At 71.7% G+C, this 26,556-nt stretch carries 22 protein-coding genes, 1 tRNA gene and 1 pseudogene; 14 read left to right on the plus strand and 10 right to left on the minus strand.

The window, feature by feature from the left end; all coding sequences use genetic code 11:
- On the plus strand, nucleotides 1-1,046 hold a 1,046-nt coding region (locus E9998_RS21590), incomplete at its 5' end, for an ATP-binding cassette domain-containing protein (RefSeq protein ID WP_158299930.1).
- On the plus strand, nucleotides 1,043-2,899 hold the full coding sequence (locus tag E9998_RS25555; protein ID WP_158299931.1) for a YhgE/Pip family protein: 1,857 nt from the start codon (nucleotides 1,043-1,045) through the stop codon (nucleotides 2,897-2,899). The genes E9998_RS21590 and E9998_RS25555, both read left to right, overlap by 4 nt.
- Before the next feature lie 134 nt (nucleotides 2,900-3,033).
- On the opposite strand, the gene E9998_RS21605 is transcribed toward E9998_RS25555, so the two are convergent.
- A complete protein-coding gene (locus tag E9998_RS21605) occupies nucleotides 3,034-3,783 on the minus strand; it encodes a TetR/AcrR family transcriptional regulator C-terminal domain-containing protein (protein WP_136531771.1) in 750 nt (249 codons plus the stop codon).
- An 81-nt stretch (nucleotides 3,784-3,864) separates the two neighbouring features.
- Between E9998_RS21605 and E9998_RS27185 the strand changes: the two are divergent.
- Nucleotides 3,865-4,236 (plus strand): annotated as a pseudogene (locus E9998_RS27185) (VOC family protein); the annotation flags it as partial.
- 287 nt (nucleotides 4,237-4,523) lie between these two features.
- Here the strand turns inward: E9998_RS27185 and E9998_RS21615 are convergent.
- The gene (locus E9998_RS21615) at nucleotides 4,524-5,771 is read right to left on the minus strand and encodes a glycoside hydrolase family 27 protein (protein WP_204745588.1); all 1,248 of its coding nucleotides are present in this window, start codon (nucleotides 5,769-5,771) and stop codon (nucleotides 4,524-4,526) included.
- 226 nt (nucleotides 5,772-5,997) lie between these two features.
- On the opposite strand from E9998_RS21615, the gene E9998_RS21620 reads away from it, so the two are divergent.
- Nucleotides 5,998-6,074, plus strand: a tRNA-Phe gene (locus E9998_RS21620).
- Between the two features lie 173 nt (nucleotides 6,075-6,247).
- Nucleotides 6,248-8,293 carry an endo-1,4-beta-xylanase gene (locus E9998_RS21625; RefSeq protein WP_136531773.1) on the plus strand — a complete coding sequence of 682 codons (2,046 nt, stop codon included), beginning with the start codon at nucleotides 6,248-6,250 and terminating at the stop codon, nucleotides 8,291-8,293.
- A gap of 286 nt (nucleotides 8,294-8,579) precedes the next feature.
- Here E9998_RS21625 and E9998_RS21630 read toward each other — a convergent pair whose 3' ends face one another.
- Entirely contained in the window at nucleotides 8,580-9,767 is a 1,188-nt protein-coding gene (locus E9998_RS21630; RefSeq protein ID WP_136531774.1) for an MFS transporter, read from the minus strand.
- A gap of 89 nt (nucleotides 9,768-9,856) precedes the next feature.
- On the opposite strand from E9998_RS21630, the gene E9998_RS21635 reads away from it, so the two are divergent.
- From E9998_RS21635 to E9998_RS21645, 3 genes are all read left to right on the plus strand, one after another.
- A complete protein-coding gene (locus E9998_RS21635) occupies nucleotides 9,857-10,360 on the plus strand; it encodes an Lrp/AsnC family transcriptional regulator (protein ID WP_136531775.1) in 504 nt (167 codons plus the stop codon).
- Nucleotides 10,361-10,476: 116 nt separating this feature from the next.
- Nucleotides 10,477-11,409, plus strand: coding sequence for a cation diffusion facilitator family transporter (locus tag E9998_RS21640; RefSeq protein ID WP_136531776.1), 933 nt, complete (start codon nucleotides 10,477-10,479; stop codon nucleotides 11,407-11,409).
- Between the two features lie 179 nt (nucleotides 11,410-11,588).
- Entirely contained in the window at nucleotides 11,589-12,029 is a 441-nt protein-coding gene (locus E9998_RS21645) for a DUF4383 domain-containing protein (protein WP_136531777.1), read from the plus strand.
- Nucleotides 12,030-12,085: 56 nt separating this feature from the next.
- Here the strand turns inward: E9998_RS21645 and E9998_RS21650 are convergent, their stop codons facing one another.
- From E9998_RS21650 to E9998_RS21665, 4 genes are all read right to left on the minus strand, one after another.
- Nucleotides 12,086-12,916 carry a phosphotransferase family protein gene (locus tag E9998_RS21650; RefSeq protein ID WP_136531794.1) on the minus strand — a complete coding sequence of 277 codons (831 nt, stop codon included), beginning with the start codon at nucleotides 12,914-12,916 and terminating at the stop codon, nucleotides 12,086-12,088.
- A gap of 64 nt (nucleotides 12,917-12,980) precedes the next feature.
- Nucleotides 12,981-14,099, minus strand: a complete 1,119-nt coding sequence (locus E9998_RS21655) for a 3-deoxy-7-phosphoheptulonate synthase (RefSeq protein ID WP_136531778.1) — start codon at nucleotides 14,097-14,099, stop codon at nucleotides 12,981-12,983.
- Between the two features lie 125 nt (nucleotides 14,100-14,224).
- The gene (locus E9998_RS21660) at nucleotides 14,225-15,217 is read right to left on the minus strand and encodes a DMT family transporter (RefSeq protein WP_240037709.1); all 993 of its coding nucleotides are present in this window, start codon (nucleotides 15,215-15,217) and stop codon (nucleotides 14,225-14,227) included.
- Entirely contained in the window at nucleotides 15,214-16,011 is a 798-nt protein-coding gene (locus E9998_RS21665) for an SDR family NAD(P)-dependent oxidoreductase (RefSeq protein ID WP_136531779.1), read from the minus strand. Before E9998_RS21665 ends, E9998_RS21660 begins: the two co-directional genes overlap by 4 nt.
- Before the next feature lie 134 nt (nucleotides 16,012-16,145).
- Here E9998_RS21665 and E9998_RS21670 point away from each other — a divergent pair, with 134 nt between their 5' ends.
- Complete coding sequence (locus E9998_RS21670; RefSeq protein WP_136531780.1) at nucleotides 16,146-16,712, plus strand: TetR/AcrR family transcriptional regulator; 567 nt, start codon at nucleotides 16,146-16,148, stop codon at nucleotides 16,710-16,712.
- A gap of 3 nt (nucleotides 16,713-16,715) precedes the next feature.
- Here the strand turns inward: E9998_RS21670 and E9998_RS21675 are convergent, their stop codons facing one another.
- Entirely contained in the window at nucleotides 16,716-16,907 is a 192-nt protein-coding gene (locus E9998_RS21675; RefSeq protein ID WP_136531781.1) for a ferredoxin, read from the minus strand.
- An 8-nt stretch (nucleotides 16,908-16,915) separates the two neighbouring features.
- Entirely contained in the window at nucleotides 16,916-18,130 is a 1,215-nt protein-coding gene (locus E9998_RS21680) for a cytochrome P450 (protein WP_240037710.1), read from the minus strand.
- Between the two features lie 297 nt (nucleotides 18,131-18,427).
- On the opposite strand from E9998_RS21680, the gene E9998_RS21685 reads away from it, so the two are divergent.
- Nucleotides 18,428-19,831: a cellulase family glycosylhydrolase gene (locus tag E9998_RS21685; RefSeq protein ID WP_158299932.1), complete on the plus strand. Its 1,404-nt coding sequence runs from the start codon at nucleotides 18,428-18,430 to the stop codon at nucleotides 19,829-19,831.
- A 47-nt stretch (nucleotides 19,832-19,878) separates the two neighbouring features.
- Here the strand turns inward: E9998_RS21685 and E9998_RS21690 are convergent, their stop codons facing one another.
- Entirely contained in the window at nucleotides 19,879-20,910 is a 1,032-nt protein-coding gene (locus E9998_RS21690) for a LacI family DNA-binding transcriptional regulator (RefSeq protein ID WP_136531783.1), read from the minus strand.
- A 229-nt stretch (nucleotides 20,911-21,139) separates the two neighbouring features.
- Here E9998_RS21690 and E9998_RS21695 point away from each other — a divergent pair, with 229 nt between their 5' ends.
- The 4 genes from E9998_RS21695 to E9998_RS21710 are packed head-to-tail and all read left to right on the plus strand — an operon-like array spanning nucleotide 21,140 to nucleotide 26,509.
- Nucleotides 21,140-22,432, plus strand: a complete 1,293-nt coding sequence (locus tag E9998_RS21695; protein ID WP_136531784.1) for an ABC transporter substrate-binding protein — start codon at nucleotides 21,140-21,142, stop codon at nucleotides 22,430-22,432.
- Nucleotides 22,433-22,434: 2 nt separating this feature from the next.
- Nucleotides 22,435-23,349 (plus strand): carbohydrate ABC transporter permease, encoded by a 915-nt coding sequence (locus E9998_RS21700; RefSeq protein ID WP_136531785.1) that lies wholly within the window; start codon nucleotides 22,435-22,437, stop codon nucleotides 23,347-23,349.
- The gene (locus tag E9998_RS21705; protein ID WP_136531786.1) at nucleotides 23,349-24,182 is read left to right on the plus strand and encodes a carbohydrate ABC transporter permease; all 834 of its coding nucleotides are present in this window, start codon (nucleotides 23,349-23,351) and stop codon (nucleotides 24,180-24,182) included. The genes E9998_RS21700 and E9998_RS21705 overlap by 1 nt, the downstream gene beginning before the upstream one ends.
- Before the next feature lie 17 nt (nucleotides 24,183-24,199).
- The gene (locus E9998_RS21710) at nucleotides 24,200-26,509 is read left to right on the plus strand and encodes a beta-xylosidase/alpha-l-arabinosidase (protein ID WP_136531787.1); all 2,310 of its coding nucleotides are present in this window, start codon (nucleotides 24,200-24,202) and stop codon (nucleotides 26,507-26,509) included.
- The last annotated feature ends 47 nt before the right edge of the window (nucleotides 26,510-26,556 follow it).

Genomic DNA, 26,556 nt, shown 5'->3' on the forward strand with positions numbered 1-26,556 from the left:
ATGTCCATGCCGAACGCCGCGACTCCGAAGGCATCGTTGCTGCCGACCGCGCCCATCCCGAACACCTCGCCGCCGAGGACGCCGCGGCTGCCGACCACGCCGCCGACACCGGGAACCGCGACGCGGTCTCGATCGAACCCGAACGCCCCCACCACATCACGGCCGCCCCGAACGCCGCGGCACCCGCCGAGGAACCGCCGACCGCGATCATCCCCACCGGCGGCCGAGGCGACACCGCCCCGATGCCCGCAGTACCTGCGGCGCCCGCGGACCGGTCCGCCCCCGACCGCGCCGACCCCGCCCCCGTCCCCGCCACCCCCAGCGCCGCCGACCACACCACCGTCCTCCGCCGCGCCGCCAACCGCGAACACCCCAACGGCGCCCCGTTCCTCGTCGCCGAAGGCCTCGCCGCCAAAGGCCGCAACGGACCGATCTTCACCGGCATCGACCTCACCGCCGGCCTCGGCCAGGTCGTCGCCGTCTGCGGCGACTCCGGCGACGGCCGCACCTCGCTCCTGCTCGCGCTCGCAGGCCGCTTCGCCGTCGAAAGCGGCACCCTCCGCGTCGACGGCCAGCGCGCGCCCGGCCAGATCCGCCGCCGCTTCACCGTCGCCCAGGCCGGACCCCCGATCCACTTCGAGGAGTACCACACCGTCGGCAGCTGCATCAAAGAGACGACCGCCGTCTCCGGCGGCACCGCCACCAGCGCCAACATCCACGCCTGGCTCGACCGGCTCGCCCTCGCCGTCGACACCGGCGACACCTTCGGATTCCTGCCGCGCATCGACCAGATCACCTTCGCGATCGCTTGCGCCGCCGCCAGCCGCACCCCCGCCGTCGTCGTCGACGACACCGACACCGGCCTCGACCGGTGCGGGTCCGAACGCGTCTTCGAGGCCCTGCGCACCGTCGCCGACGCCGGGCAGCTCGTCCTCGCCGCCTGCACCCGATCCGACCCGCCGTCCGACACCGTCGTCGACCTCAGGGGCCTCTCCGAGACCCCGCGCCGCCACGAGGGCCGCACCCGAAAAGGAGGCCACCAGTGAGCCCGTTCCGACTCGCCGCAGCCGAACTGCGCCGCTTCCGCGGCCACCCCATCCGCACCCTCGCGCTCGTCGCCATCGTCCTCATCCCGCTCGTCTACGGCGGCCTCTACCTCTGGTTCGCGTGGGACCCGTACGGCAAGCTCGAACACATGCCCGTCGCCGTCGTCAACGAGGACACCGGCGCCAGCGTCGACGTTGACGGCGAGACCACCGCCATCAACGGCGGCGACCAACTCGTCGACCAGCTCAAATCCGACCGCATCTTCGACTGGCGCTTCGTCGGCGCCGACCAGGCCCGCCGCGGCCTCGAAGACGGCGACTACTACATGGTCATCACCGTCCCCGAAGACTTCTCCACCCGGCTCGCCAGCCTCTCCGGCACCAGCCCCGAACAGGCCACCGTCCACTTCGACCTCAACGACGCCAACGGCTACGTCGCCGGGATCATGGCCTCCACCGTCGAAGCCGAACTGCGCAACCAGATCAACACCGCCGTCTACGTCACCTTCGCCACCACCATCTTCGGCGACCTCACCGAACTCAACGCCGGCCTCACCGAGGCCGCCTCAGCCGCGAGCGACCTCGCCGACGGCATCGGCACCGCCCAGTCCGGCGCCACCGACCTCCAGAACGGCCTCGACGAACTCACCACCGGCGCCAACCAGGTCGCCGACGGCGCCGACCAGGTCAGCGCCGGCGTCGACCAAGCCGTCGGCGTCGCCCAACCAGTCCTCCAAGCCCTCGCCCAGGACTGGGCCCAGATCCAGACCGGCTCCGAATCCGCAGCCGACCTCGCCAACCGCGCCGAAAGCGAACTCGACGGCATCTACGGCGCCCTCTGCACCGACGACGAAGCCACCGCCGACGCCTGCGCCAACCTCCAGGCCTTCATCGCCGACGCCGACGCCGCCAACGACGACATCCAAGCCGCCAACGACACCGTCCAAGGCACCTCCACCGACACCATCGACCAAGCCTCCGAAGACCTCACGACGCTCCAGACCGGCGCCGGCGACGTCGCCACCGGCGCCGCCCAAGTCGCCGACGCCGCCGCCACCGCCGAAACCGGCGCCGGCGACCTCGCGAGCGGCCTCACCGAACTCCAAGACGGCGCCACCACCCTCGCCGACAAGCTCGCGACCGCCGCCGCCTCCGTCCCCAGCACCAACCCGGCCGAGGACTCCGACAACGCCGACGCCTACGGCAGCCCCGTCACCATCGCCGAGGACAACCTCAACCCCGCAGAGACCTACGGACGCGGCCTCGCACCGTTCTTCATCGCCATCGCACTGTGGGTCTTCGGCCTCATGGCCTACCTCGTACTACGTACGGTCAACGGCCGCGCCCTCGCCGGACCGCTGCACTCGGCCTCCGTGGCCCTCGGCGGCTGGCTCCCCGGCGCGATCCTCGGCGTGCTCTCCGCACTCGTGCTCTACCTCGCCGTCCAACTCGGACTCGGCCTCGACCCCAAGTACGCGCTCGCCACCGTCGGCCTCGCCGTGCTCTCCGTACTCACCTTCTCCGCGACCGCCCACATGTTCAAACTCGCCTTCGGCACCGCCGGAAGCCTGCTCCTGGTCGTCCTGCTCATGCTCCAACTCACCAGCGCCGGCGGCCTCTACCCGGTCGAGACCACACCCGGGTTCTTCCAGGCCCTCCACCCGCTCCTGCCCATGAGCTACGTGGTCGACGCCCTCCGCGTCACCATCAGCGGCGGCGAGACCGCCCACGTCGTACGGGCCCTCATCGTGCTCGCCGCCTACCTCGCGGGCTCCCTCACGATCACGTCCCTCGTCGTGGCGGCCAGACGCAAATGGAAGGCGGGCAGCCTCCACGAACCCCTCGAAGTCTGAACGGAGACCGCCGGGCCTCCTTCAGCATCCGGATGCGCCCATCATCGTGGCCCGTGGCCCGTGGCCCGCGCGGTCGGCGCGCGGGCGACTTCCCACCAGTCCGGCTCTCGGCCGCAGCAGACCACCGCCGTCACTCACCGCTCGATGATCGCCGCCAGGCCGTCCAAAGTCCGTTCCATGCCGAACGCGAAGGCGTGATCGGCGTCGTAAGCCGCGTCGTGCGCCTCCCCGGCCGCCTGACCGACCCGGACCGCCGTGGGGAAGCGTTCCGCGTCGAGGACTTTCGCGAGGAGGGGCCCGTTGGCCTGCCACCACTCGGCGTCGCTCATCGCGCTGGCCTCGCGCTCGGCCTCGGACTGGGCCGCGTCGCGCGCGGCGGTGCGCACGAAGGCGAGCAGGTGCGCGAGGGCGTCGTCCATCTCGACGTCGCCGAGCCCGAGCCCTTCGAGCGCGCGCAGTTCGCGCTCGTACTTGGCGCACTGGCCGGGGCCGAGCGGTGGGCGGCTCGGCGAGGCCGCGGCGGCCCACGGGTGCGCGCGGTAGAGCGCGTAGTTGTCGCGGGCGACCGCGGCGAGGCGGTCGCGCCAGCCCGGACCCTCGGCGTCGGTCGTCGCCATGCGCTCGAACAGCGTGTCGAGCATGAGGGCGACGAGCTCGGTCTTGCCGGGCACATAGGTGTAGAGCGTCATCGGGGCCTTGCCGAGCGACTGGGCGAGCCGCCGCACGGTGAGCGCCTCGAGGCCCTCCTCGTCGGCGAGCGCGACGGCGGCGGCCACCACCTCGTCCACGGTCAAACCCTTGCGGGGCCCGCGGCCGGCTTCGGGCGCGGCCCTCCAGAGCAGTTCGAGCAAGTGCGGTTTCGGCGTCTCAGTGGCGGTACTCACGGTCGCATCCTAACCGGTGAAGTTGTACGCCGTACATCGTACGTTGTACAATATACAACGTACGAAGAAAAGGAGCCGCACATGCACATCACCGCTTCCGCCGTTTCCCTCAACGTGGCCGACCCGACCGCCTCGGCCGACTTCCTCAAGCGCCACTACGGCTTCACCGAAGACATGGCCGCGGACGGCTTCGTGTCCCTCTCCCGACCGGACACGGGCTTCAACGTCATCTTCCTGCGCACCGGGCTTGCGACCTTCAAGCCCGAGAGCGCCAAGGGCCACGCCGACGGGCTGCTCCTGGCGTTCACGGTCGACGACATCGACGCCCAGTACGAGCGAATCCAGTCCGAGGGCGCCCAGATCGCCACGCCGATCGAGACCGAGCCCTGGGGCGAGCGCTACTTCCAGACCGCCGACCCGAACGGGGTCGTCATCCAGCTCGTCCAGTGGATGACCGACCCGGATGCCGCCGCGAACCCGGAGTTATCCACAGGTCGCACCGAGTTATCCACAGGGCAAAACTTTCTTCTTGAGTGCATTGACTTCTTGTGTAAAGCTTGCCCCAGTTTTGGTGTAGGTGAGGCGGTAAGGAGAGGGACCGCGCGGACCGCCACAAGACTCGGACGCGGGGTTGGCACCCGCGTCCGGGCACCTGCACCAGACGCCGCGGAGGCAGCGGCCGCCGGACACGCCAAGTCCGGCGGCCGTCGCCATTAATCAAGACAGCGACCAGCCGCCCACTACTCGAAGCGGAACATCGCCGCCGAGTGCGGGGCCAGCTTCACCCGGAGGTCGTCGGTCGAGTCCAAATCGGCCCGGGACCAGCAGTCGCGTACCCGTTCGGGCCGCGTCGCGCGCAGGGTCGACCAGGGGAGGCGGATCTCGGCGGCCTCCGTGCCCCGGTTGAAGACGGCCGCGAAGGCGCCGTCCTCCGAGGCCCATGCGAGGTGCCGGCCTTCGCGCCAGACTTCACGGGCGCCCGAGTCGTGGCGTTGGGCCGCCAGGACCTCGGGGTTCGACAGCAATTCGATCGTTTCAGCGCTGGAGCCGGGCAGGTCGGCACCGACCATGAGGGGCGAGCGGGCGATGCACCACAGGGTGAGCATGGTCCGCTGCTCGTCCGGCGTCAGCAGGCTCTCGCGCGGTTCGCCGACCTCCGCGCGCAGGCCCATGCGGCCCAGCGGGAGCATGTCGGCGTCGGGCCAGTGGCCGGGCCCGCCGTACGGGGCCCAGTCGCGCAGCAGGTCGAACTGGGCGTCGACATCGCGCCAGCGGTCCCAAAGGTCGGCCGAGATGCGCCACAGGTTCGCGTGCCGGCGCAGGTGGTCGGCGTGGTCGGTGGAGAGGTTCACGCCCGGGGAGAGGCTGAGCACCATGTCGCGGCCGCAGCGGCGCACCGCGTGCGCGAAGGCCTCGACCTCGTCCTCCCAGTACGGGGCGATCATGTCGTCCGCTTTCACATAGTCCACGCCCCAGGCCGCGAACTGGCGCACCAGCGAGTCGTAGTAGGCCTGGCCGCCCGGATGCGAGTGGTCGATGCCCCAGTTGTCGTCCACCCACGACGCGTGCCGCTCCCGGTCGGGGATCTGCGCGGCCGAGTACTCGCTGCCCTTGATCGGCGTGTCCGCCGCGACCGCCTGGCGCGGCACGCCCCGCAGAATGTGCACGCCGAACTTCAGCCCGAGCGAGTGCACGTAGTCGGCGAGGGGCTTGAACCCGGCGCCGTCGGCCGCCGAGGGGAAGCGGTTCGGGGCGGGCTGCGGGAGGCCGTACTCGTCGAGGACGAGTTTCGCCCGCGAGTTGTAGCCGCCCGAGCGGGCGGCCGGGTCGTACCACTGGACGTCCACGACGACGTACTCCCAGCCGTGCCCGGCCAGGTGCTCGGCGATGAACGCCGCGTTGGCGCGGGTCTCGGCCTCGGTCACCGAGGTCCCGAACACGTCCCATGAGTTCCAGCCCATGGGCGGCGTGGCAGCGAGTCGGGTCACAGCGTCCTCCTCGGGGGTTGCGTGCCCTGTACGCTACCCGCGCGCGCCGACGGGGCCGAGCGCCCCTTCGAAAGCGATTGCAGCCCTTGAATTCACCGCATACGCTCACCATTCGCCGTTTTGCGCCGGCCCCGGTCGGCGCGGCGGCCGCCGCCAATACCGCTTGGAGCGGACGGCCGGTGGTGCTGTACAGTGTTCACGGCGATGCAGGCAAGCGACGCATCCCGGCCAGGTAGCTCAGTTGGTACGAGCGTCCGCCTGAAAAGCGGAAGGTCGCCGGTTCGACCCCGGCCCTGGCCACCATCACGATCAGGCAAGATGCCCCGTTCACCAGTGCGAGCACTGGGAGGCGGGGTTTTTCTCATGTCCGGCTCGGGCGCGTGTCTTGACAAACTAAGCGATGTTGATATGTTGATGCTTGAAATCGCTTACCAGAGCTTGTGCCCCTCACCGCGAGCCCTCATCTGAGGAGCCGTATGCCCAATTTCAAACCCTTCCGGCGAGGCAGCGGGTCGACCCGCGGCGTCGCCGCGTCCGCGCTCGTCTGCCTGATGGCGGTCGGTGCTGCGACCGCCGCGCCTCCCGCGGCCGCGGCGGCCGAGCTTCCGCCCACCGGGCAGACGTACGAGCATTACACGCCGCTGAAGGAGGCCTATCGGGACTACTTCTCGTTCGGCATCTTCGGGGCCGGCGAGATCGACGGCCTGATCTACAACTACGAGTCCTACACCCCCGGCAACGAGATGAAGCCCGAGAGCACGCAGGCGGTCAAGGGCGAGTTCACGTTCGAAGCGGCGGACGCGGCGATGGCCAGGTACGCGGAGCGCAACCCCGACCTGAAGTTCTACGGGCACACCCTGGCATGGCACTCCCAGACGCCCACCTGGATGTGGGACGCGCCCCCGGCCCGCTACGACCAGCCGGGCACCTTCGATGCCGAAGTGGCGCTTGACAACATGAACGCCCACATCGAAGGCGTCCTGGGGCGCTACGGCGGCGACCTCGTGGCGATCGACGTGGTGAACGAGGCCGTGGGCACCGCCGACCCGGCCGACTGGCGCGCCTCGCTGGCCAAAGGCGAGGGCTGGTACCAGGCGCTCGGCTCCGACTGGGTGGAGCTCGCGTTCCTCAAGGCCGCGGCGGTGGTCGACGCGGCCGGCTGGGACGTGAAACTCATCTACAACGACTTCGGGCTGGACTCCCCTGCGAAGGCCCGCGTGGTCTACGAGATGGTCAAGGACATCAACGAGCGCTACGAAGGCGTCCGTCCGAACGGCAAGCCGCTGATCGAGGTCATCGGCATGCAGGGCCACTACAACCTCGACACCGACGTCGCGGCCGTCGAGAGCAACATCGAGCTCTTCGCGTTGCTGGGCGACGTGGAGGTCAACGTGACCGAGATGGACATCGCCCTTCCGCCCGGCACCCTGACGCCGGAGAACGAGAACAACCAGGGCATGAAGTACGCCGAGCTCTTCCAGGTCTACCGCGACTACGCGGCCGGCCCGGCGAACACGACGGGCAACCCGCAGGTCATCACCGCCGTGAAGCTGGCCGGCGTCCGCGACGTCCGCACCGGATGGAAGGGCGGCGAGTTCGCCATGCCCTACGACTACGACGGCAACGCCAAGGACGCGCTGCTGGGCATCCTCTACCCGGCGGAGTTCCTCGCCACGCACGACTACATCGAGATCCCGGGAGGCGGGGAGCGGCCCTCCATCCCGGGCGTCCACGTCTACGACACCGGACTGGGCGACTCCTGGAGCGGCGCCAACATCATCCTGGGCGACGACGCCTCGGTCTGGCCGTGGTCCACCACCGACGACGGCGAGGTCGCCTTCAGCCCCGAACCGGGGGCGACCTACCGCCTCACCGTGAACTACACCGCCAAGGGCACGACGTCGATCCGCGTCCGCTGGATCGGGGACAACACCAACGGCGGCTACACCAGCGGCGATGGCGCGGCGGTCAACGACCACCAGTACGGGGCCGACGAAGTAGCCGAGTTCGTCCCCGCGTACTTCAACAGCGGCATGGTCAACATGGGCTCGTACGACCTGGTCACGGAGATCACGCTCGACGGGAGCCAGCCGGCCGACGCCCTCGTCGGCAACCTCGCCGTCCGCGGCGGCGCGGGAGGCAACGCCTTCTCGATCAACAGCATCAAAGTCGAGCAGGTGAGCGGCGACGGCGACCGGCTCCTCGTGGACTGGCCGAACGGCGCCCCGGACGCGCCGAACACGACGCTGCACTACCAGGGCAACAACTGGGTGACCGTGGCACTGGACGCCGAGGCCGCCGCACCGGCCACGCTCGCGCGCACCGAGTACCGGATCGACGGGGGCGACTGGGTCACCTACACCGAGCCGTTCACGCTCAAGCGCTCCGACCGGCAGACCCTCACCTACCGCTCCGTCGACTCCTTCGGCACCGCCGAACCGGACCGCTGCGTGACGTTCGCCCCCGGCAACGGCAGAGTGGACGTCGAGGTCGAGCCCGACACCGAGAGTCTGTGCGTCTGATGCGCTAGTGACGCTGGAACGCCGCTGCTCGTGCCGGCCACATCGGTACGAGCAGCGGGAGCGCCGCACGACCTAGAGCGTGAGACGCCGAGGGCCGCGGCGAGTTCGGGCGGGTATCGAGGTCTCGCGCGGGGCGAGGAGCAGGCGCGAGAGCGGTGAAGTTGGACAGGGCGAGGCCGAATCGTGCGAGGACCTGTCCGCAGGTGAGCGTCTCCATGCGCTCGGCAGTACGCGCAATCGTGCATGCATCAACCGATCTACCACCGTGCGTCGCACCGGGACGCGGTCAGCGGTGGAGGGTGAGGGCGGTTGGGATGAGGAGGGCGGTGGCGGCGCCGGTGAGGGCGAGGAGGGGGTAGCCGGCTTGGGCGGCGAGGGGGCCGCAGGCGAGGCTGCCGGTTGCGGCGGCGATGCTCATGGCGACTTCGCCTGCGCCTTCGCGTTTGAGGCGCGCGGCGGGTGGGACGGCGGCGGTGAGCATGGCGCTGCCGGAGACGAGGCCGAGGTTCCAGGTGACGCCGAGGATCGTCATGGCGGCGCCGAGGGTCCAGGGGGAGGACGCGCCGAGGGCCGCGAGGGCGCAGGCGGCGGTCATCGAGGTGCCAGCGATCATCGCGGTCGGGGCGGCGCCGAGGCGGTGGACGAGGCGGCCGCTGAGGGTCGAGGGGGCGAACATGCCGGCGATGTGGGCGCTGACGACGAGGCCGATGGCGACGAGTCCGCCGCCGTGGCGGTGCTCGATCTGCAACGGCGCCATCGTCATGACGCCGACCATGACGAGGTTCGAGAGGCCGAGCACGAGCAGTCCGGGCAGTGGCGAGGCCGCGCCGGCGGCGTTCGTGGGCGGGGCGGGTGCGGGCTTTTCGTCGCCGAGTCCGGCGGCGAGGAGGGCCGCGGTGCAGGCGAAGGCCAACGCCCCGAAGACGAACGGTCCGCTCAGGCCCGGCAGTCCGAGGGACGCGGCGGCGGCGCTCGCCGGGGCGAGGAGGTTCGGGCCGGCGACCGCGCCGATCGTGGTGGCGCCCAGGACCGACGCCATCGCTCTCGGCCGCAACGCTTCCGGCACCGTTTCGGCGGCGGCGTACCGGCAGAGCATCACCATCGCCGTGCCCGCCCCGAGCAGGGCGCAGCCGACGAGGACCGGTGCGAGGGTGGACGCGGTCGCGCCCGCCGCGACGGCGGCCGAACCGGCGACGGCGACGCCGGCGCCCGACGACAGGGCCCGCCTGCGTCCGAGCGAGGCGACCAGCTGCGATGAGAGGGCCGCGGCGGCACCGGCTCCGGCCACCGTCGCGGTCGCGGGGAGGCCCGCCGCCGCCTGCGATCCGGTCACCGCGACCGCCAGGAGCGCCCCGGCCGCCCCGGTCAGCGACTGCGCGAACCCGCCCACGACGACTGCCGCGCGCAGCGTTCGCATCGCCGGGGTCCTGAGCGTCGAGCGGCCGGGTGCGGCCGCGATAGTGTTGACTGCCATCCGCTGAGATTAAAAGGCCCGCAAGGCGATCGGAATGGCCGACGAACCAGATTCCGACCGCTCGGCCTTGCGAACGAAAGGAGGATCCGGTGCAGACTTGGCGATCGTCCGCGCTCGACGAGATCGACTGGAGGATCCTCGCCGAGCTCCAGTCCGACGCCCGTCTCTCCTACAACGAGCTGAGCCGCCGCATCCACCTCTCGGCCCCGGCCGTCGCCGAGCGGGTGCGCCGCCTCGAAGAGGCCGGCGTCCTCACCGGGTACACGGCGAGGGTCGACCCTGCCAAGGCCGGGCAGCCTCTCACGGCGTTCATCCAGTTGCGGTGCACGAACGGCCGGTGCCTCCTCAAGAGCACGACCGCCGAGGACTTCCCCGAGATCACCGAGGTCCACAAGCTCTCGGGCGAGCACTGCACGATGCTCAAGGTCCGCGCCGCGTCGCTCGCCCACTTCGAGGGCCTCATCGAGCAGCTCGGCGACCACGGCGAGATGCGCACCCACATCGTCCTCTCCACCCAGTACGAGGGACGCCCCCTCGGCCCGGTCCTCACCGAGCGCGAAGTCAACGACTCCGAGGGCTGGTCGCGCCCCTGACCTGCGGTGGCGGTCGGGTTCGGGGGTTCGGCTTGACGGGCTGCGGAGGGTCGCGTAGCGTGTGAAATATATATGCAATCATTGCAATGTGTTATTGATTTTGAAAGCGGGTTTCAATGGGCCACGGACACGAGCACGCGGTGGGGCACGCGGGCGGGCGCCACGCGTGGCGGCTGCGGGTCGCACTGGCGCTCATCGGCGGTTTCTTCGTCGTCGAGCTGGTCACGGGCCTCCTGTCGGGGTCGCTGGCGCTGCTGTCGGACGCCGGGCACATGGCCGCCGACGTGGTGACGCTCGCGGCGGCGCTCGTGGCGACCCGCCTCGCGACGCGGCCCGACACCACCGGGCGCCGCACCTACGGCTCCTACCGCGCCGAGGTCTTCGCCTCCGGGTTCGCGGTCCTGGTCATGCTCGGCATGGCCGTGTACATCACGGCCGAGGCGATCGGCCGCATCGGCGAGGCGCCCGAACTCGAGGTCGGCCCGATGCTCGTCGTCGGGGCGCTCGGCCTCGCCGTGAACCTGCTCGTGATGCGCCTCCTGCGCGCCGGGGCCGCCGAGAGCCTCAACGTCAAGGGCGCCTACATGGAGGTGCTCGCCGACACCGCCGGTTCGGTCGGGGTCATCGGCGCGGGCATCCTCGTCGCGGTCACCGGGGACGCCTTGTGGGACACCGTGATCGCCCTCGCCATCGGCATATTCGTGGTGGTCCGGGCCGTGCCGCTGGGCCGCCAGGTCCTCGCCGTCCTCGCCCAGCACGCCCCCTCGGGGGTCGACCCGGCCGCCGTGGCCGCCGACCTCGCCGCGATCGACGGCGTCGGCGACGTCCACGACGTGCACCTGTGGACGCTCACCTCCGGCATGAACGTCGCCACCGCGCACCTGGTCACCGAGCCGGGCGCCGACGACCACGCCGTCCTCGACCGCGCCCAGCACCTCATGCGCGACGGGCACGGCATCGCCCACGCCACCGTCCAACTCGAACCGGCCGCCCACGCCGGCTGCGACGAGCCCGGCCGCTGCCCCACGCCCGCCGCGAACGGGGACTGAACCGGCGCACCACCGGCCCGGACGAGCGGCGCGAAACAGCGATGCGGAAACCTCGGGCGCGGACCCATCCGAGGCGGATTCGGCTCCGAATACCGGGTGAGGCGGCGCGCAGCGCGTGCCCGCCCTCGGCACCCGAGGCGGCGAGACCGCCCCCTTGCCCGATGACGAAGGAGTGCAACATGTCCGCTCAACAGACCCTCCGCCGCACACCGGTGCAGACCGTCGCGTCGGTCGTCGCGCTGGTGTTCCTCCTGGTAGGCGTCGCCGGGTTCATCCCCGGCGTCACCACGGGATTCGACTCGATGACGTTCGCCGGCCACCACTCCGAGGCGCTGCTGCTGGGCGTCTTCGAGGTCTCCGTGCTGCACAACGTCGTCCACCTGCTGTTCGGCGCCGTCGGGCTCCTCATGGCCCGCACCGCCGCGAACGCCGTCGCCTACCTGGTCTTCGGCGGCGCGATCTACTTCGTGCTGTGGCTCTACGGCGTGATCATCGACCTCGACTCGAGCGCGAACTTCGTGCCCGTCAACGACGCCGACAACTGGCTCCACCTGGGCCTGGCGATCGGCATGATCGGCCTCGGTGCCGCGCTCGCACGCAGCGCCAAGACCGTTCGCTGACACCCGAGGCGCCGCACCGCGATCGGTGCGGCGCCTCGCAGCTTGACGGGCCTCCGTCAGCGGGGGTCGAGGGCGTCGCGGATCTCGGCGGTCCATTCGGCGGCGAGGCGTTCGCCGTCCGGGAGGGTGTCCTCGGGGTCCCAGCGCCACATGGTGATCATGGCGAGCTTGACGATCCGGCAGTCGCGGAGCAGGTCGCGGTCGAGGCCGGGGTAGTGGTCGGCGACGGGGTCGGGGGCGTGGGCCAGGTCGAACTCGACGGGGCCGCGGCAGCAGGTCTCGAAGTCGATGAAGCGCGGCCCGGCGGCGGTGGCGAGGAGGTTCCCCGAGTGCGGTTCGCCGTGCAGGAGCTGTTCGGCCGCACCGCGTTCGAGGATCGCGCGCCGGAGGTCGCGGAGCGTGGTCGCGAGCAGGTCCCGGTCGTCGTCGGCGAGGCCCGGCGTGCGCTCGGGGTCCTCGGCGAGGCCCAGCGCCTCGTCGATGCGGTCGGTGAAGCGCGGGGAGGGGACGTCGACGGTGCGCAGGCCCTTGTGGAGGTTCTGGAGCGCGGCGGCGTACGCGACCGGGTCGAGCTCGCCCGGCAGCGGTTCGTAGTAGGTCCACAGTGTCACGTCGAAGCCGTCGCGGGCGTGGACGCGCGCCTCGGTCCGGGGGTCGAGGGCCGCGACGGGGGCGCCGGCGGCAGCGAGCTGCGAGGCCACGTCGATCTCGAACTGCGTGATGCGATGCGAGGCGGGGGCGACGCGGGCGAGGACGTCGCACGGCAGCAGCCGCAGCGTCAGCTTGTTCGAGTCCTGGACGAGGACGGTCTCGGCGGCGTCGAGGCCCAGCCCGGTCGCGACCTCCCCGGCCGCGGCCAACGCGCGCGTGCGCTCCGGTTCCAGCATCATCGGGCTCCTCTCGGGGGCGGGGACCCACTATTGCACCTGCGGGCGCGAATCGCGAGCGCGATTAGACCCGCGCCGAGTCCCGGCGCGGGTCCACAGTGGTGTCTAAGGCGGCGCGGCGGGCGCGCACCGCGGCCGCCAGCGTGTTGAGCAGCTGTTCGGTGCGGTCCCAGCCGATGCAGGCGTCGGTGACGCTCTTGCCGTAATCGAGGGTGTCGAGGGGGCCGGGCTCCTGGCGGCCCTCGACGAGGAAGCTCTCCAGCATCAGGCCCGCGATGCCCCGCTCGCCCGTTCCGATTGCGGCGGCGAGCTCCTCGGTGACGGCGGCCTGGCGCACGTGGTCCTTGCCGCTGTTGGCGTGGCTGGCGTCGATGACGAGGTGTTCGGGCCGGTCGGCCTTGTGCAGCAGGGCGAGCGCGTCGCGCACGTGCTCGGGGCCGTAGTTCGGGCCGCCGCGCCCGCCGCGGAGGATGACGTGGCAGTCGGGGTTGCCGCTGGTCGACACGATCGAGCCGCGGCCCTCCTCGTCCATGCCGAAGAAGACGTGGCTGCTCTCGGCGGCGCGGCAGCCGTCGATCGCGGCGGTCACGTCGCCGTCGGAGGAGTTCTTGAAGCCCACCGGCATCGACATGCCGGAGACGAGCTGGCGGTGCACCTGGCTCTCGGGGGTGCGCGCGCCGATCGCGCCCCAGGAGACGGCGTCGGCGATGTACTGCGGGCTCATCGGCTCCAGGAACTCGCAGCCGACCGGCAGGCCCGTGTCGAGGATGTCGAGCAGGACGCGGCGGGCGGTGCGCAGGCCCAGTTCGACGTCGTGGGTGCCGTTGAGGTGCGGGTCGTTGATGAGGCCCTTCCAGCCGAGGGTGGTGCGCGGCTTCTCGAAGTAGGCGCGCATGACGACGCACAGGTCGTCGGCGAGCGGCGCGGTGGCCGCGGCCAGGCGCCGCGCGTAGTCGACCGCGGCGGCCGGGTCGTGGATCGAGCAGGGCCCGACGACGACCAGGAGCCGGTCGTCCTCGCCGGTCATGATGCGGGTGACGGCCTCGCGGCTCTCGCTGACGAGCGCGGCCCGCGCGGGTCCGAGCGGTAGCTCGGCGCGGACGACGCCGGGCGGGACGAGCGGTTGGAAGCCGAGCACTCGCAGGTCGCCCGTGGGCGGGGTGCTGTCGGCGGTTGCGGTCATGGGCGGAACTCCGATTCCTCTGGGAGGCGGATCCGCTGCCGTTCGTCGAAACCCGGTGCCGACCCGCCAGAATGGCGAAAGGCAGAGACGGTCGTCTCTGCCTGTGGCTCCGGGTGTTCGTCTAGTCAGCGCTCGTGACTACCGGCTCCACCCGGAGCCAGCGTAAAGCGCTGATACCAACGAACGTTCGTAGACATGCGGGGACCATAGCACGCCGCGCGACCGGGCCGCCACGCCGAATGCGCCCGGAGGGCGGCGGAGGTCACGGGCCGAGGGCGCCGCATCCCGACGACGATCCCGGCGCCGACCAGGAGCGCGCCCGCGAGGTCCGCGCCGCCGACCGGCGCGAGCCCGAGGGCGGCCGTGGCCGCCAGCGAGCCCACCGGGACGAGCCCGGCGAAGAGCCCGGCCCGGTCCGGGCCGAGTGCGCGCAACGCGTTGTACCACAGCAGGAACGCGACGGCCGTGACGACGACGCCGAGGTAGGCGTACGACAGCGCCTCGCCCGCGGTCGGCGCCCGCAACGCGTTCGTCCCGTCGACGGCGAGGCCCGCGACCAGGAGCATCGGGACGGCGAGGGCCGCGGCGTACGCGGCGACGCGCGTCGGGCCCAGACGGGGCAGCAACGGGACGGCGAGCAGGGAGAACAGGACCTCGCAGGCGAGCGCCCCGAGCGCGAGCGCCAGCCCGGCGGCCCCGGCCCCGCCCAGGCCCGCCGCGACCGCCGTGCCGAGCGTCACGATCACCGCCGCCGCGACGGTCCGGCGGCCCGGGCGGCGCCGCTCCACCAGCGGCCCGGCGATCGCCATCGCGACCGGGACGGCGCCCACGACCGCGCCGATCACGGCCGGGCTCGCGTGCCGCGTCGCCTCGACCAGGAACAGGTTGAACCCGGCCAGGCCGGTCGCCGCGAGGGCGACCAGGAGCAGGAGATCGCGGGCACTGGGGCGCGGCCCGCGCACGCGGTGCGCGACGGCCAGGAGGATCGCGGCGCCGATCGCGAACCGCACGGCCTGCCCGGTGAGGACCGGATAGTCGGCGATCGTGGCCGAGACGGCGCTGGAGGTGCCGACGAGCAGCATCGCCGCCGCGGCGGCGACCGCGGGGAGCGCCCTCACGCGGCCCGCCCGGCGCCGTCGAGGACCGGGCGGGTGACGCGTTCGGCGACGGCCGCGATGAGACCCCTTGGCCGCGTGGGCGTCAGGTGCGCGCCGAGGGCGTTGCGCAGGCCCGGGACGACGTAGGCGCGGTCGCGGTCGAGCGCGCGCAGCGAGGCGCGCACCACGTGCTCGGGCGAGGTCATCGCGCCGGTGACGGCCGCCTTGCGCGTGCCGATGACGTCGAAGAACGCCGTTTCGACCGGCCCGGGGCACACGGCGGTGACGCGCACGCCCCGCCCCCGGTACTCCTGGCGCAGCGCCAGGCTGAAGTCGAGCATGAACGCCTTGGACGCGCCGTAGACGGCGAAGTACGGCGCGGGCTGGAAGGCCGCGGTGGAGGCGATGTTGAGGATCGACCCGCCGCCGCGTGCGAGCATCCCCGGCAGCAGCTCGTGGCACAGGTCCACGGGCGCGACCACGTTCACCATGAGCTGCTCGCGGTCGCGTCCGCCGGGGATGCCCTCGAACCGCCCGCAGGTGCCGAACCCGGCGTTGTTGACCAGCAGGTCGACCTGGAGGCCGCGTTCGGCGAGCCCGGCGCCGATGCGGCGCGCGGCGTCCGGCTCGGCGAGGTCCTGGACGAGGACGTGCGCGGCCACGCCGTGCTCGCCGCGGAGCCGCCCGGCGAGGGCGTCGAGCCGGTCCCCGCTGCGGGCGACCAGGACGAGGTCGCGCCCGCGCGTGGCGAGTTCGGCGGCGAACGCCGCGCCGAGCCCCGAGGAGGCGCCGGTGACGAGAGCAAGAGCGGTCATGAGTGCGGTCCTTTCGCTTGAATTTGCTACAGGACTCTACATGAAAATCTATTACATGCAACAGGAATGTTCCAGTTACTCTCGATATCATGACGATGCTGTATCGTTTCCAAAGCCGAGCGAATCGAGGACGCATGGAGCGGACCACCGGAAGGGCCCTGCGGGCCGACGCCGAGCGCAGCGTGCGCGCCATCCTGGAAGCGGCCGAACGGGTCCTGGCCGCCGACCCCGCCGCCTCCCTGGAGCAGGTCGCGACCGCCGCGGGCGTCGCGCGCACCACCGTCCACCGCCGCTTCGCCAACCGGCAGGCGCTCCTGGACGCGCTGGCCGACTCGGCCGCCCGGCAGCTTGCACAGGCGGTCGGGGACGGCCGCCCCGAGACCGCCCCGCCGCTCGTCGCGATCCACCGCATCACCGCGAACGTGTTGCAGGTCAAGGGCGCCTGGACGTTCGCGCTGCAACTGCCGCCCGAGACCGGCAGCGAGGCCGCCGCGCTCCACGCCGACGTCCACCGCGCCTGCCTGGCCCTGCTCGCGCGCGCCCGCGAGGACGGCCTGCTCGACCCGGGCGCCGACCTCGAATGGACGAGCCGCGTCTACTACGCGCTCATCGGCGAGTCCCTGCGCGAGGCCGGCGAACCGGACGCGCTCGCCGCCCGCGTCGTAGAGACCCTGCTGCACGGCGCGGGCAAGCGAGACTGACTATCACCGCGCCGCAAGGGCTCCCGAGGGGCACAGCTCGATCGCGTCGGCCGCGCGAAGCGCGGCCTCCGCCTCGGGGTCGCTCTCGCGCACGAGGACCCGGCCGTCCTCGTCGTCCTGGTCGAAGACCTCCGGCGCGGTCAGGGCGCACATGCCCGCGCTCATGCACCGCTCGCGGTCGGCGACGATCCGCATCGTCCCTCCTACCAGGACACCGGGAGTGAGTCGACGCCGTAGATGAACATGTCGGTGCGCAGCGCGATCTCCTCGGGCGGCACCGCGAGCCGCAGGTCCGGGAAGGCCTCCAGGAGCTTCGCGAAGCCGATGCGCATCTCGACGCGGGCGAGCTGCTGGCCCACGCACTGGTGCACGCCGTGCCCGAACGCGATGTGCCCCTGCGTGTTCCGTCCGAGGTCGAGTTCGCCGGGCCGCTCGAAGCGGGCCGGGTCGCGGTTGGCCGCGTGCGGCGCGACCGTGAGGTACTCCCCGGCGCGCAGCAGGTGGCCGTCGATCTCGGCGTCCTCCTTGACGATCCGCATCATGCCCGCGTGGGCGACGGTGAGGAACCGCAGCAGCTCCTCGACGGCGCCGGTCATGAGGCCCGGTTCGGCGCGCAGGCGCGCGAGCTCGTCAGGGTGCTCCAGCAGCGCGAGCGTGCCCAGCCCGAACATGTTCGCGGTGGTCTCGTGCCCGGCGAGCAGGAGGATCATGCCGATGCCGCCGACCTCCTCGTCGGTGAGGTCGGGGTCGGCCGCGAGGGAGCTCAGCAGGTCGTCCTCGGGATCGGACCGCTTGGCGGGCACGAGACCCAGGACGTAGCCGAAGAGCTCGGCGCCCGCCTCGTCGCGCCGCTCGATCGGCAGGGCCTGGTCGAAGATGTCCGAGGAGGTGCGCTGGAAGTGGTCGCGGTCGGCGTAGGGCACGCCGAGCATCTCGCAGATGACGAGCGAGGGCACCGGGAGGGCGAACTCCCGCACGAGGTCGGCGGCGTTCCCGGCGGCCTTCATGGCCGCGATGCGCTCGTCCACGATGTCGGCGACCCGATCGCCCAGCTCGTTCATCCGCTTGAGGGTGAAGACGCCGGTCACCTTGCGGCGCAGGCGGGTGTGCTCGGGCGGGTCGAAGAAGAAGAAGAAACCCGGCGGCACGTGCCGCGAGGAGGAGACGAAGAAGTGCGGCTGGTCGGTCGGGGAGCGGACGAACTGCTCGCCGGTGACGAAGCGGGGGTCGGCGAGGACCTTGCGGGACGCGGCGTGACCGGTGACGAGCCAGCCCTCGGCGCCGTCGGGGTAGTACGTCATGCGCCGCAGGGGCCTCTCCTGCAAGGCCATGAGGGCGGCGGGCGGGTCGTGGCGGGTCTCGCGGTGGTAGGGCATCCCGTGGGGCGTTTCCTCGGCGGCGGTCTCGATCGCGGTCACGGCGACTCCAGGTTGCGTGCGGGGCTCCCACCTCCGTCGCAGCGTAGGGCCGGGACGAATTGCGCCGCAAGGTCTTCGGTACGCGGAGTCAGGAATCCGACACTGAACGGTGGCGGGTGGGTCGACAGGGGCGCGAGGGGCGGCGCCGCGGGGCGTGGGACGGGACTTGACGCCGTGGCAATACATTGGCAAACTTCAATGCGTAATGTTGGGAGCGCTTCCGCACCCGCCCCGGGACCTGAACGCCCCCACCGCCCGGCAATCGACCGGCCGCGACAGGCCGACGGAGGACATGACATGCAGGCAGTACGAAGACGCGGGAGGCCGGCGATCGTCGCCGCGGTCTGCGCCGCACTCGGCGCGAGCGCGCTGACCATCGTCGCGGCGCAGAGCGCAAGCGCCGCAGAGGGATGCGAGGTCGACTACAACGTCGTCAGCGACTGGGGCTCGGGCTTCCAGGCCAACGTCTCCATCACCGCGGGCGAGGCGATCGACGGATGGACGGTCGAATGGGACTTCACGGGCGCTGTCTCCGGCATCAGCGCCTGGAACGTCACCGACCAGTCCTTGAGCGGCGCGCACTTCCAGGCCTCGGACGCGGGCGGGAACGGCGCCATCGCCTCGGGCCAGACCAAGGAGGTCTTCGGGTTCACCGCGTCCGGCGCCTCCGGCGACATCGCGAACGTCGAGGTCAACGGTGTGCTCTGCGACGGTGAGGGTTCGGGGGAGCAGACCACCGACCCTGAGCCCACCGACCCCGAGCCCACGGACCCCGAGCCGACCGACCCGCCTCCGGCGGGGACGCCGGTGGAGGAGCACGGGCAGCTCCACGTGTGCGGCGCGAACATGTGCAATGAGGACGGTGAGACGATCCAGCTGCGCGGCGTCTCCAGCATGTGGCTGCACTGGCAGACCCAGCCGTACGCCCAGAACCTCTCGGCGCTGGAGTGGATGCGCGACAACTGGAACATCGAGGTGTTCCGCGTGGCGATGGGCGTCGAGCCCGAGGGCGCCTACCTCGACGACCCGGGCCTGTGGAAGGCCGAGGTCGAGAAGGTCGTCCAGAACGCCGCCGAGGCGGGGGTCTACGTGATCGTGGACTTCCATGCGCACCAGGCGCATCAGCACCAGTCGGAGGCGGTGGCGTTCTTCACCGACCTCGCCGACCGGTACGGGCACCTGCCGAACGTCATCTGGGAGCCGTACAACGAGCCCGAGCAGGTCTCGTGGTCGGGCACGGTGAAGCCGTACCACGAGGTCGTGGTGTCGGCGATCCGCGCGCAGGACCCGGACAACATCATCGTCCTGGGGACGCCGACCTGGTCGCAGGACGTGGACGTGGCGGCCGCCAGCCCGGTGTCGGGCACGAACCTCATGTACACGCTGCACTTCTACTCGTGCACGCACGCCGACTGGAACCGAGACAAGGCCGATGCGGCGATCGACGCGGGCCTGGCGCTGTTCGTGACGGAGTGGGGCGCGAGCGCGGCGGACGGCGGTCTGGACGGGCGCACCTGCCTCGACGAGGCGCAGCGCTGGGTCGACTGGATGGCGGCGAACCAGATCTCCTGGACCGCTTGGAAGCTGGACGTCGGGGACGACTCGACGAACCTCCTGTCGGACGGCGCGCCGGTGACGGGCGGTTGGGACAACTACCTGCACGGCCACGCGCCGTTCGTGATCGACAACCTGCCGCAGTAGTCCGCGGTGCAGGGGGCGTCGCCGGGAGGCGGCGCCCCCGTCGGCGTTCAGCGGTTCGGCGGGGCGGTGGAGTCGCGGACGACGAGGCCGGTGGCGAGCTGGACGTGGTGGGAGTCGGGGACCTTGCCGTCGGCGAGTTCGAGGACGGTGCGGGCGGCGACGCGGCCCATCTGGCGCAGGGGTTGGCGGACGGTGGTGAGGGGCGGGTCGGTCCAGGCGGCGCTGAAGGTGTCGTCGAAGCCGACGAGGCTGAGGTCCTGGGGGATGCGCAGGCCGCGGGAGCGGGCCTCGCGGAGCGCGCCGATGGCCATGGTGTCGTTGGCGGCGAAGACGGCGGTGGGCGGGTCGGCGAGGTCGAGGAGGGCCGCGGCCGCGGTGCCGCCGGTCTCGGCGTCGTAGCGGCCCCAGACGGCGAGGTCGGGTTCGGCGCGGATGCCGGCGGTCTCCAGGGCCTCGCGGTAGCCGTGGAGGCGTTCGCGTCCGAAGACCGATCCGGGCGGGCCGCCGACGAAGCCGATCCTGGTGTGCCCGAGGTCGATGAGGTGGCGGGTGGCCTGGACGCCGCCGGCCCAGTTGGTGGCGCCGACGCTGGTGACGCGGTCGTCGAGGGGGTTGACGGGGTCGATGACGACGAGGTTGAGGCCGAGGGCCTCGCAGGTCTCGATCTCCTCGCCGGTGAGCTCGGAGGTCACCACGATGAGTCCTATGTGGCCTCTGGCGGCGATGTCGCGGATGCGGTCGACCCCGAGCGAGCGGGCGGGGCCGCGGGCGCCGAGGACGCTGGTGACCGTGTCGGCGCCCTGCGCCGCGGTGCCCTCGATGACACCGTCGAGGACGTAGAGCGCGTACATGTCGAGGATGTCGTCGAAGACGACGTGGACGGCGCCCTTGGGCTGCGTCTCGCGCGGCCCGGTGCTCGGGGTGTAGCCGAGCTCTTCGATGACGCGGCGCACCTGCCGCCGGGTCTCGTCGGAGACGCCGGGGCGGCCGTTGAGCACTTTGGACGCGGTGGCCTTGGAGACGCCCGCGCGCTCGGCGACGGCCGCGAGGGTCGCGCGCGGGTGGTCGGGGCCGGTCATCGCCGTCGCCGCGGTATCGCAGAGTCCATCATGCCCGTCAGTTTACGAAACAGATTCCACGTCTGCCAGGAGGGCGGCGAACGACTTCCTGGACGCTGGTCGATTCTTTACCCTCCTGTAACTTGACGCACCCTCAATCGGGGCGTAGTTTCGAAACGCAAGGAAACCAGTGAGAAACTGTTTCGTTCAGTCCCGGTCCCTCGGCCGGGCCGCAGAAAGGATTCCAGCAATGAAGCTCGGAACTCGCCGCCGGACGCTCCTCGCCCTCGGCGCCGCAGCCCCCGTCGTCGCCGCGCTCGGCGCGTGCGGCAACAAGCCCGGCGCCGCCGACGGCGCCACCGCCTGGGGCCTCACCGGAGGCGCCGAAGAGGCAATGCGCGCCTCCTTCGAAGCCTGGAACAAGGACAACCCGGACAACGAGATCACCGCGGAGTACTTCGCGAACGACGCGTACAAGGAGAAGATCCGCACCGCGATCGGCTCCGGCAACGCCCCGACGCTCGTGTTCGGCTGGGCCGGCGCCACCCTCGCCGACTACGTCGCCAACGACCAGGTCGTGGACGTCACCGAGTCCACCAGCGCCCTCACCGACCGGCTCCTGCCCTCGGTCGCGCAGGTCGGCATGGTCGACGGGAAGGTCTACGCCGTCCCCAACAACCAGTCCCAGCCGGTCGTCCTCTACCACAACAACGACGTCCTCGAAGCCGCCGGGACGCAGATTCCGACCACCTGGACCGAGCTGCTCGCGGCGGTCGAGGCGCTCAAGGGCGCCGACGTCATCCCGATCGCCCTGGCCGGCCAGAGCGTGTGGCCCGAGCTCATGTGGATCTCCTACCTGGCCGACCGCGTCGGCGGCGACGCCGCGTTCCAGCGCGTCCTCGACGGCGAGGCCGGGGCTTGGTCGCACCCGGACATGGTCCGCGCGGCCCAGATGATCACCGAACTGGTCGAGGCCGGCGCGTTCGGCGACGGGTTCGCCTCCGTCGTGGCCGACGCGGGCGCCGACCACGCCTTGGTCTCCACCGGGAAGGCCGCGATGATCCTCCAGGGCTCGTGGATCTACCCCGAGTTCCTCACCAACGCGCCCGACCTCGTCGCCAGCGGCGGCCTGCGCTTCTCGACCTTCCCGGTCGTGGAGGACGGCGCGGGCGACCCGACCGCCATCGTCGGGAACCCGGCCAACTACTGGTCGATCACCGCCTCGTCCTCTGAGGACGACCAGGCCACCGCCGCCGACTACCTCTCCGAGGCGGTCTACGACGACGCGCACATCGACTCGCTGCTGGCCATCGGCGCGGTTCCGCCGGTCGCCGGCCTCGAAGACCGCATCGCCGAAGAGGAGGACCCCGAGTTCCTCGACTTCACCTACGCGATGGTCCGCGACGCCGCCAGCTTCGAGCTGTCGTGGGATCAGGCCATCCCGGCCGAGCAGGCGCAGGAACTGCTGAACAACCTCAGCCGGCTCTTCCTCGGCGAGCTCAGCGCCGAGGAGTTCGCCGCGGCGATGGACGCCACGCTGTGAGCATGGGCGCCACGGCTTCCCGGCCGGGTGCGCGCCGCCGCCGCGCGCGCCCGGCCGGGCCCTCCCGCTGGATGGCCGCGCCCGCGCTGATCCTGTTCGGGGTCTTCGCGATCGTGCCGCTGTTCGGCGTCGCCGCCCTCTCGCTCGTCCACTGGGACGGGCTGGGCGACATCACGTGGGCCGGGTTCGACAACTGGCAGGCCGCGGCGTCCGACCCGGTTTCACGCAACGCCCTGTGGCTCACCGTGAAGCTGACCGTCCTCTGCGTCCTGTTCCAGGCGCCGGTGAGCCTGCTCCTGGGCGTCTTCCTCGCCGGGCGCCAGCGCTACCGGGCGCTGCTGGCGACGCTGTTCTTTCTGCCGCTGCTGTTCAGCTCCGCGGCCGTGGCGATCACGTTCACGGCCCTGCTCGACCCGAACTTCGGGGCGGGCTCGGCCCTGGACCTGCCGCTGCTGACGCAGAACTGGCTCGGCGACCCCGATCTGGCGCTGTACGTGATCGTGTTCGTGATCGGCTGGTGCTTCATCCCGTTCCACACGCTCATCTACCAGGCCGGGACGCGGCAGATCCCCAGGGAGCTGTACGAGGCGGCGCGCATGGACGGCGCGGGGACGGTGCACCAGTTCCTGCACATCACGCTGCCGATGCTCAAGTACACGATCGTCACCTCCACGACGCTGATGACGGTGGGTTCGCTGACCTACTTCGACCTCATCTTCGTGCTCACCGGCGGCGGCCCGGGCAACGCGACCCGCGTCCTGCCGCTGGACATGTACCTCACCGGGTTCCGCTCCTACGACATGGGCCGCGCCTCGGTGCTCGCGCTCGTGCTCGTGGCGGTGGGCCTCGCGGTGTCGCTGGGGCTCAACCGCCTCACCGGCGCGAACCGCATGGAAAGCCAGTCGGAGGGCTCTTGATGGCGAAGCAGCAGAGTGAACACCGGCCGAACGTCGCCGGCGCGGTCCTCGCCTGGGTGTGGCTGGCCGTCATCGTCCTGCCGATCTACTACATCTTCGTGACGAGCCTGCGCCCGCGCGAGGACTACTACGCGGAGAACCCGCTGTCGTGGCCGGCGAACCCGTCGCTGGGGGCCTACCAGCGGGTGCTGGAGAACGACTTCCTGCGGTTCTTCATGAACTCGGTGGTCGTCACGGCCGTCTCGGTCGCGGTCACCCTCGCGGTGTCCCTCATGGCCGCCTACGTGGTGGTGCGCAGCCGCAACCGGTTCGGGCGCAACCTGTTCCGGGTGGCGCTGCTGGGGATCGCGATCCCGATCCAGGCCGCGATCATCCCCGTCTACTACCTCATCGTGCAGTTGGGGCTCTACGACACGCTGGCGGCGCTCATCCTGCCGTCGATCGCGTTCTCGATCCCGTTGACGCTGTTGATCCTGACGAACTTCCTGCGCGAGATCCCCGAGTCGCTGTTCGAGTCGATGCGCATGGACGGCGCGACCGAGTGGCGCATCCTGCTGCGCCTGGTGGTCCCGCTGTCGCGCCCGGCGCTCGCCACGGTGGGCGTCTATCAGGCCCTCCAGGTGTGGAACGGGTTCCTGTTCCCGCTGGTGCTGACGCAGAGCGCCGAGACGCGGGTGCTCCCGTTGTCGCTGTGGAGTTTCCAGGGCCAGTTCGGCGTCGACGTCCCCGCGGTCCTGGCCGCGGTGGTGCTCTCGGTGCTGCCGATGATCGCCGCCTACATCCTCGCCCGCCGCCAGCTCGTCTCCGGCCTGACCGCCGGTTTCGGGAAGTAACGAAAGAGAGCCGAACAATGGTCGAAACCTGGCATGACCCGGCGGTCTCCATATCGGACCGTGTCGCGGCGCTGCTGGCCGAGATGACCCTGGAGGAGAAGCTCGCCCAGCTCGGCGGCTTCTGGGCGCCGCAGGGCGAGGACGGCGGCGACGGCGAGGTGGCGCCGATGGAGGACGCCATGAACGCCGGGCCGCAGACCCTCGAGGCCGCGTCGGTCCACGGTCTCGGCCACATCACCCGCGCGTTCGGGACGCTCCCGGTCGGCGCCGCCGAAGGGGCCGCGGCCCTGGAGGCGATGCAGCGCGGCATCGTGGCGCGCACGCGCCTGGGCATTCCCGCGATCGCGCACGAGGAGTGCTTGACGGGCTTCACGACGCTCGGCGCCACCGTCTACCCGACCGCCCTGGCCTGGGCCGCGACCTTCGACCCGGCGCTGGTGGGGCGCATGGCGGCGCGCATCGGCGCCGACATGCGCGCCGTCGGCGTCCACCAGGGCCTCGCGCCCGTGCTCGACGTGGTCCGCGACTACCGTTGGGGCCGTGTGGAGGAGACCCTGGGCGAGGACCCGTACCTCGTCGGCTCCCTCGCGAGCGCCTACGTCGCCGGGCTCCAGGAGTCGGGGATCGTGGCGACGCTCAAGCACTTCGCCGGGTACTCGGCCTCGCGCGGCGCCCGCAACCACGCCCCGGTCCCGATGGGGCCCAGGGAGTTCGCCGACGTCATCCTCCCGCCGTTCGAGATGGCCGTCCGCGAGGGCGGCGCCCGCTCGGTCATGAACTCCTATTCGGACGTCGACGGGGTGCCCGCCGCCGCGAACCGGGAGCTGCTCACCGGCGTCCTGCGCGACCGGTGGGGCTTCACCGGCACGGTCGTCTCCGACTACTGGGCCGTCGCGTTCCTCGACATGATGCACCGCACCGCCGCCACCCGCGCCGACTCCGGCGCCCAGGCGATCACCGCGGGCATCGACGTGGAGCTGCCGACCATCGACGCCTACGCGCGGCTGACCGAGAAGGTCGCCTCCGGGGAACTCGACGAGTCCGTCGTGGACCTCGCGGTGCGCCGGGTCCTCACGCAGAAGGCCGAACTCGGGCTCCTCGACGCCGAACCGGCCCTCGCCGCCCCCGACGCCGCCGTCGACCTCGACGGCCCCGCCAACCGGGCGCTCGCCGCCGAGATCGCCGAGAAGTCGGTGGTCCTGCTCGACCACGACGGCCTCCTGCCGCTCGCCGGCGTCGGCTCCCTCGCGCTCGTCGGCCCCACCGCCGACGACGCCCGGACCCTCATGGGCTGCTACTCCTTCCCCAACCACGTGCTCTCCCGCTACGACGAGCGCGGCACCGGGATCGCCATCGACTCGCTGCGCGACGCGCTCGCCGCCGAGTTCCCGCAGGCCGCGCTCGTCTACGAGCAGGGCGTGCCGATCCGCGAGACCGACCGCTCCGGCATCGCCGCCGCGGCGGCCGCCGCGGCCGCCGCCGAGGTCTGCGTGCTCGCCGTCGGCGACCTCGCGAGCCTGTTCGGCCGCGGCACCTCCGGCGAGGGCTGCGACGCCGCCGACCTGCGTCTGCCCGGCGTCCAGCACGACCTGGTCGAGGCCGTGCTCGCCACGGGCACCCCGACGGTGCTCGTCGTCGTCTCCGGGCGCCCCTACGCGCTCGGCGACTACGCCGACCGCTGCGCCGCCCTCGTCCAGGCCTTCCTCCCCGGAGAGGAAGGCGCCCAAGCCATCGCCGGAGTCCTCTCAGGACGGATCAACCCCTCGGGCCACCTGCCCGTGGGCGTCCCGCGCTCGCCCGGCGGCCAGCCCGGCACCTACCTCGCCCCGCCGCTCGGCCAGTACAGCGAAGGCGTCTCGAACATCGACCCGACCCCGCTGTACCCCTTCGGCCACGGCCGCTCCTACACCGAGTTCGCCTACAGCGGCCTCGAACTGAGCGCCGACGCCATCGGCGCGGACGGGGAGCTCGAAGTGGCCGTCACCGTCGCCAACACCGGCGACCGCCCCGGCGAGGACGTCGTCCAGCTGTACCTCACCGACGAGGTCGCCCAGGTGACCCGCCCGGTGCGCGAGCTGGCCGGCTTCGCGCGCGTCGCCCTGGAAGCGGGGCAGGCCAAGCGCGTCGCCTTCCGCGTCCACGCCGACCGCACCTCCTTCACCGGCCGCGACGGCGTCCGCATCGTCGAGCCCGGCGGCTTCACCGTCGCCGTGGGCCGCTCCAGCGCCGACCTGCCGCTGTCGGCCCGTTTCACCGTGACCGGCGCCGTCAGGCCCGCCGGCGACCGCCGCGTGCTCACCACCGGCGTCCAGATCACAGAGCAGTAAGGGAGACAAGCATGAACGACGATTTCGCACCGGTGCCCGAGGACAAG

Origin of the sequence: Glycomyces paridis, from assembly GCF_004912155.1 — a bacterium.
Lineage (GTDB): Bacteria > Actinomycetota > Actinomycetes > Mycobacteriales > Micromonosporaceae > Glycomyces > Glycomyces paridis.

What these genes read in the sequence shown, in the direction of transcription:
- E9998_RS21625 (WP_136531773.1), top strand. Translation starts at nt 6,248, where the DNA reads ATGCCCAATTTCAAACCCTTCCGGCGAGGCAGCGGGTCGACCCGCGGC.
- E9998_RS21665 (WP_136531779.1), bottom strand. Translation starts at nt 16,011, where the DNA reads ATGACCGCTCTTGCTCTCGTCACCGGCGCCTCCTCGGGGCTCGGCGCG.
- E9998_RS21690 (WP_136531783.1), bottom strand. Translation starts at nt 20,910, where the DNA reads ATGACCGGCCCCGACCACCCGCGCGCGACCCTCGCGGCCGTCGCCGAG.
- E9998_RS21700 (WP_136531785.1), top strand. Translation starts at nt 22,435, where the DNA reads ATGGGCGCCACGGCTTCCCGGCCGGGTGCGCGCCGCCGCCGCGCGCGC.
- E9998_RS21630 (WP_136531774.1), bottom strand. Translation starts at nt 9,767, where the DNA reads ATGGCAGTCAACACTATCGCGGCCGCACCCGGCCGCTCGACGCTCAGG.
- E9998_RS21655 (WP_136531778.1), bottom strand. Translation starts at nt 14,099, where the DNA reads ATGACCGCAACCGCCGACAGCACCCCGCCCACGGGCGACCTGCGAGTG.
- E9998_RS21685 (WP_158299932.1), top strand. Translation starts at nt 18,428, where the DNA reads ATGCAGGCAGTACGAAGACGCGGGAGGCCGGCGATCGTCGCCGCGGTC.
- E9998_RS21695 (WP_136531784.1), top strand. Translation starts at nt 21,140, where the DNA reads ATGAAGCTCGGAACTCGCCGCCGGACGCTCCTCGCCCTCGGCGCCGCA.
- E9998_RS21670 (WP_136531780.1), top strand. Translation starts at nt 16,146, where the DNA reads ATGGAGCGGACCACCGGAAGGGCCCTGCGGGCCGACGCCGAGCGCAGC.
- E9998_RS21645 (WP_136531777.1), top strand. Translation starts at nt 11,589, where the DNA reads ATGTCCGCTCAACAGACCCTCCGCCGCACACCGGTGCAGACCGTCGCG.
- E9998_RS21675 (WP_136531781.1), bottom strand. Translation starts at nt 16,907, where the DNA reads ATGCGGATCGTCGCCGACCGCGAGCGGTGCATGAGCGCGGGCATGTGC.
- E9998_RS21705 (WP_136531786.1), top strand. Translation starts at nt 23,349, where the DNA reads ATGGCGAAGCAGCAGAGTGAACACCGGCCGAACGTCGCCGGCGCGGTC.
- E9998_RS21710 (WP_136531787.1), top strand. Translation starts at nt 24,200, where the DNA reads ATGGTCGAAACCTGGCATGACCCGGCGGTCTCCATATCGGACCGTGTC.
- E9998_RS21650 (WP_136531794.1), bottom strand. Translation starts at nt 12,916, where the DNA reads ATGCTGGAACCGGAGCGCACGCGCGCGTTGGCCGCGGCCGGGGAGGTC.
- E9998_RS21640 (WP_136531776.1), top strand. Translation starts at nt 10,477, where the DNA reads ATGGGCCACGGACACGAGCACGCGGTGGGGCACGCGGGCGGGCGCCAC.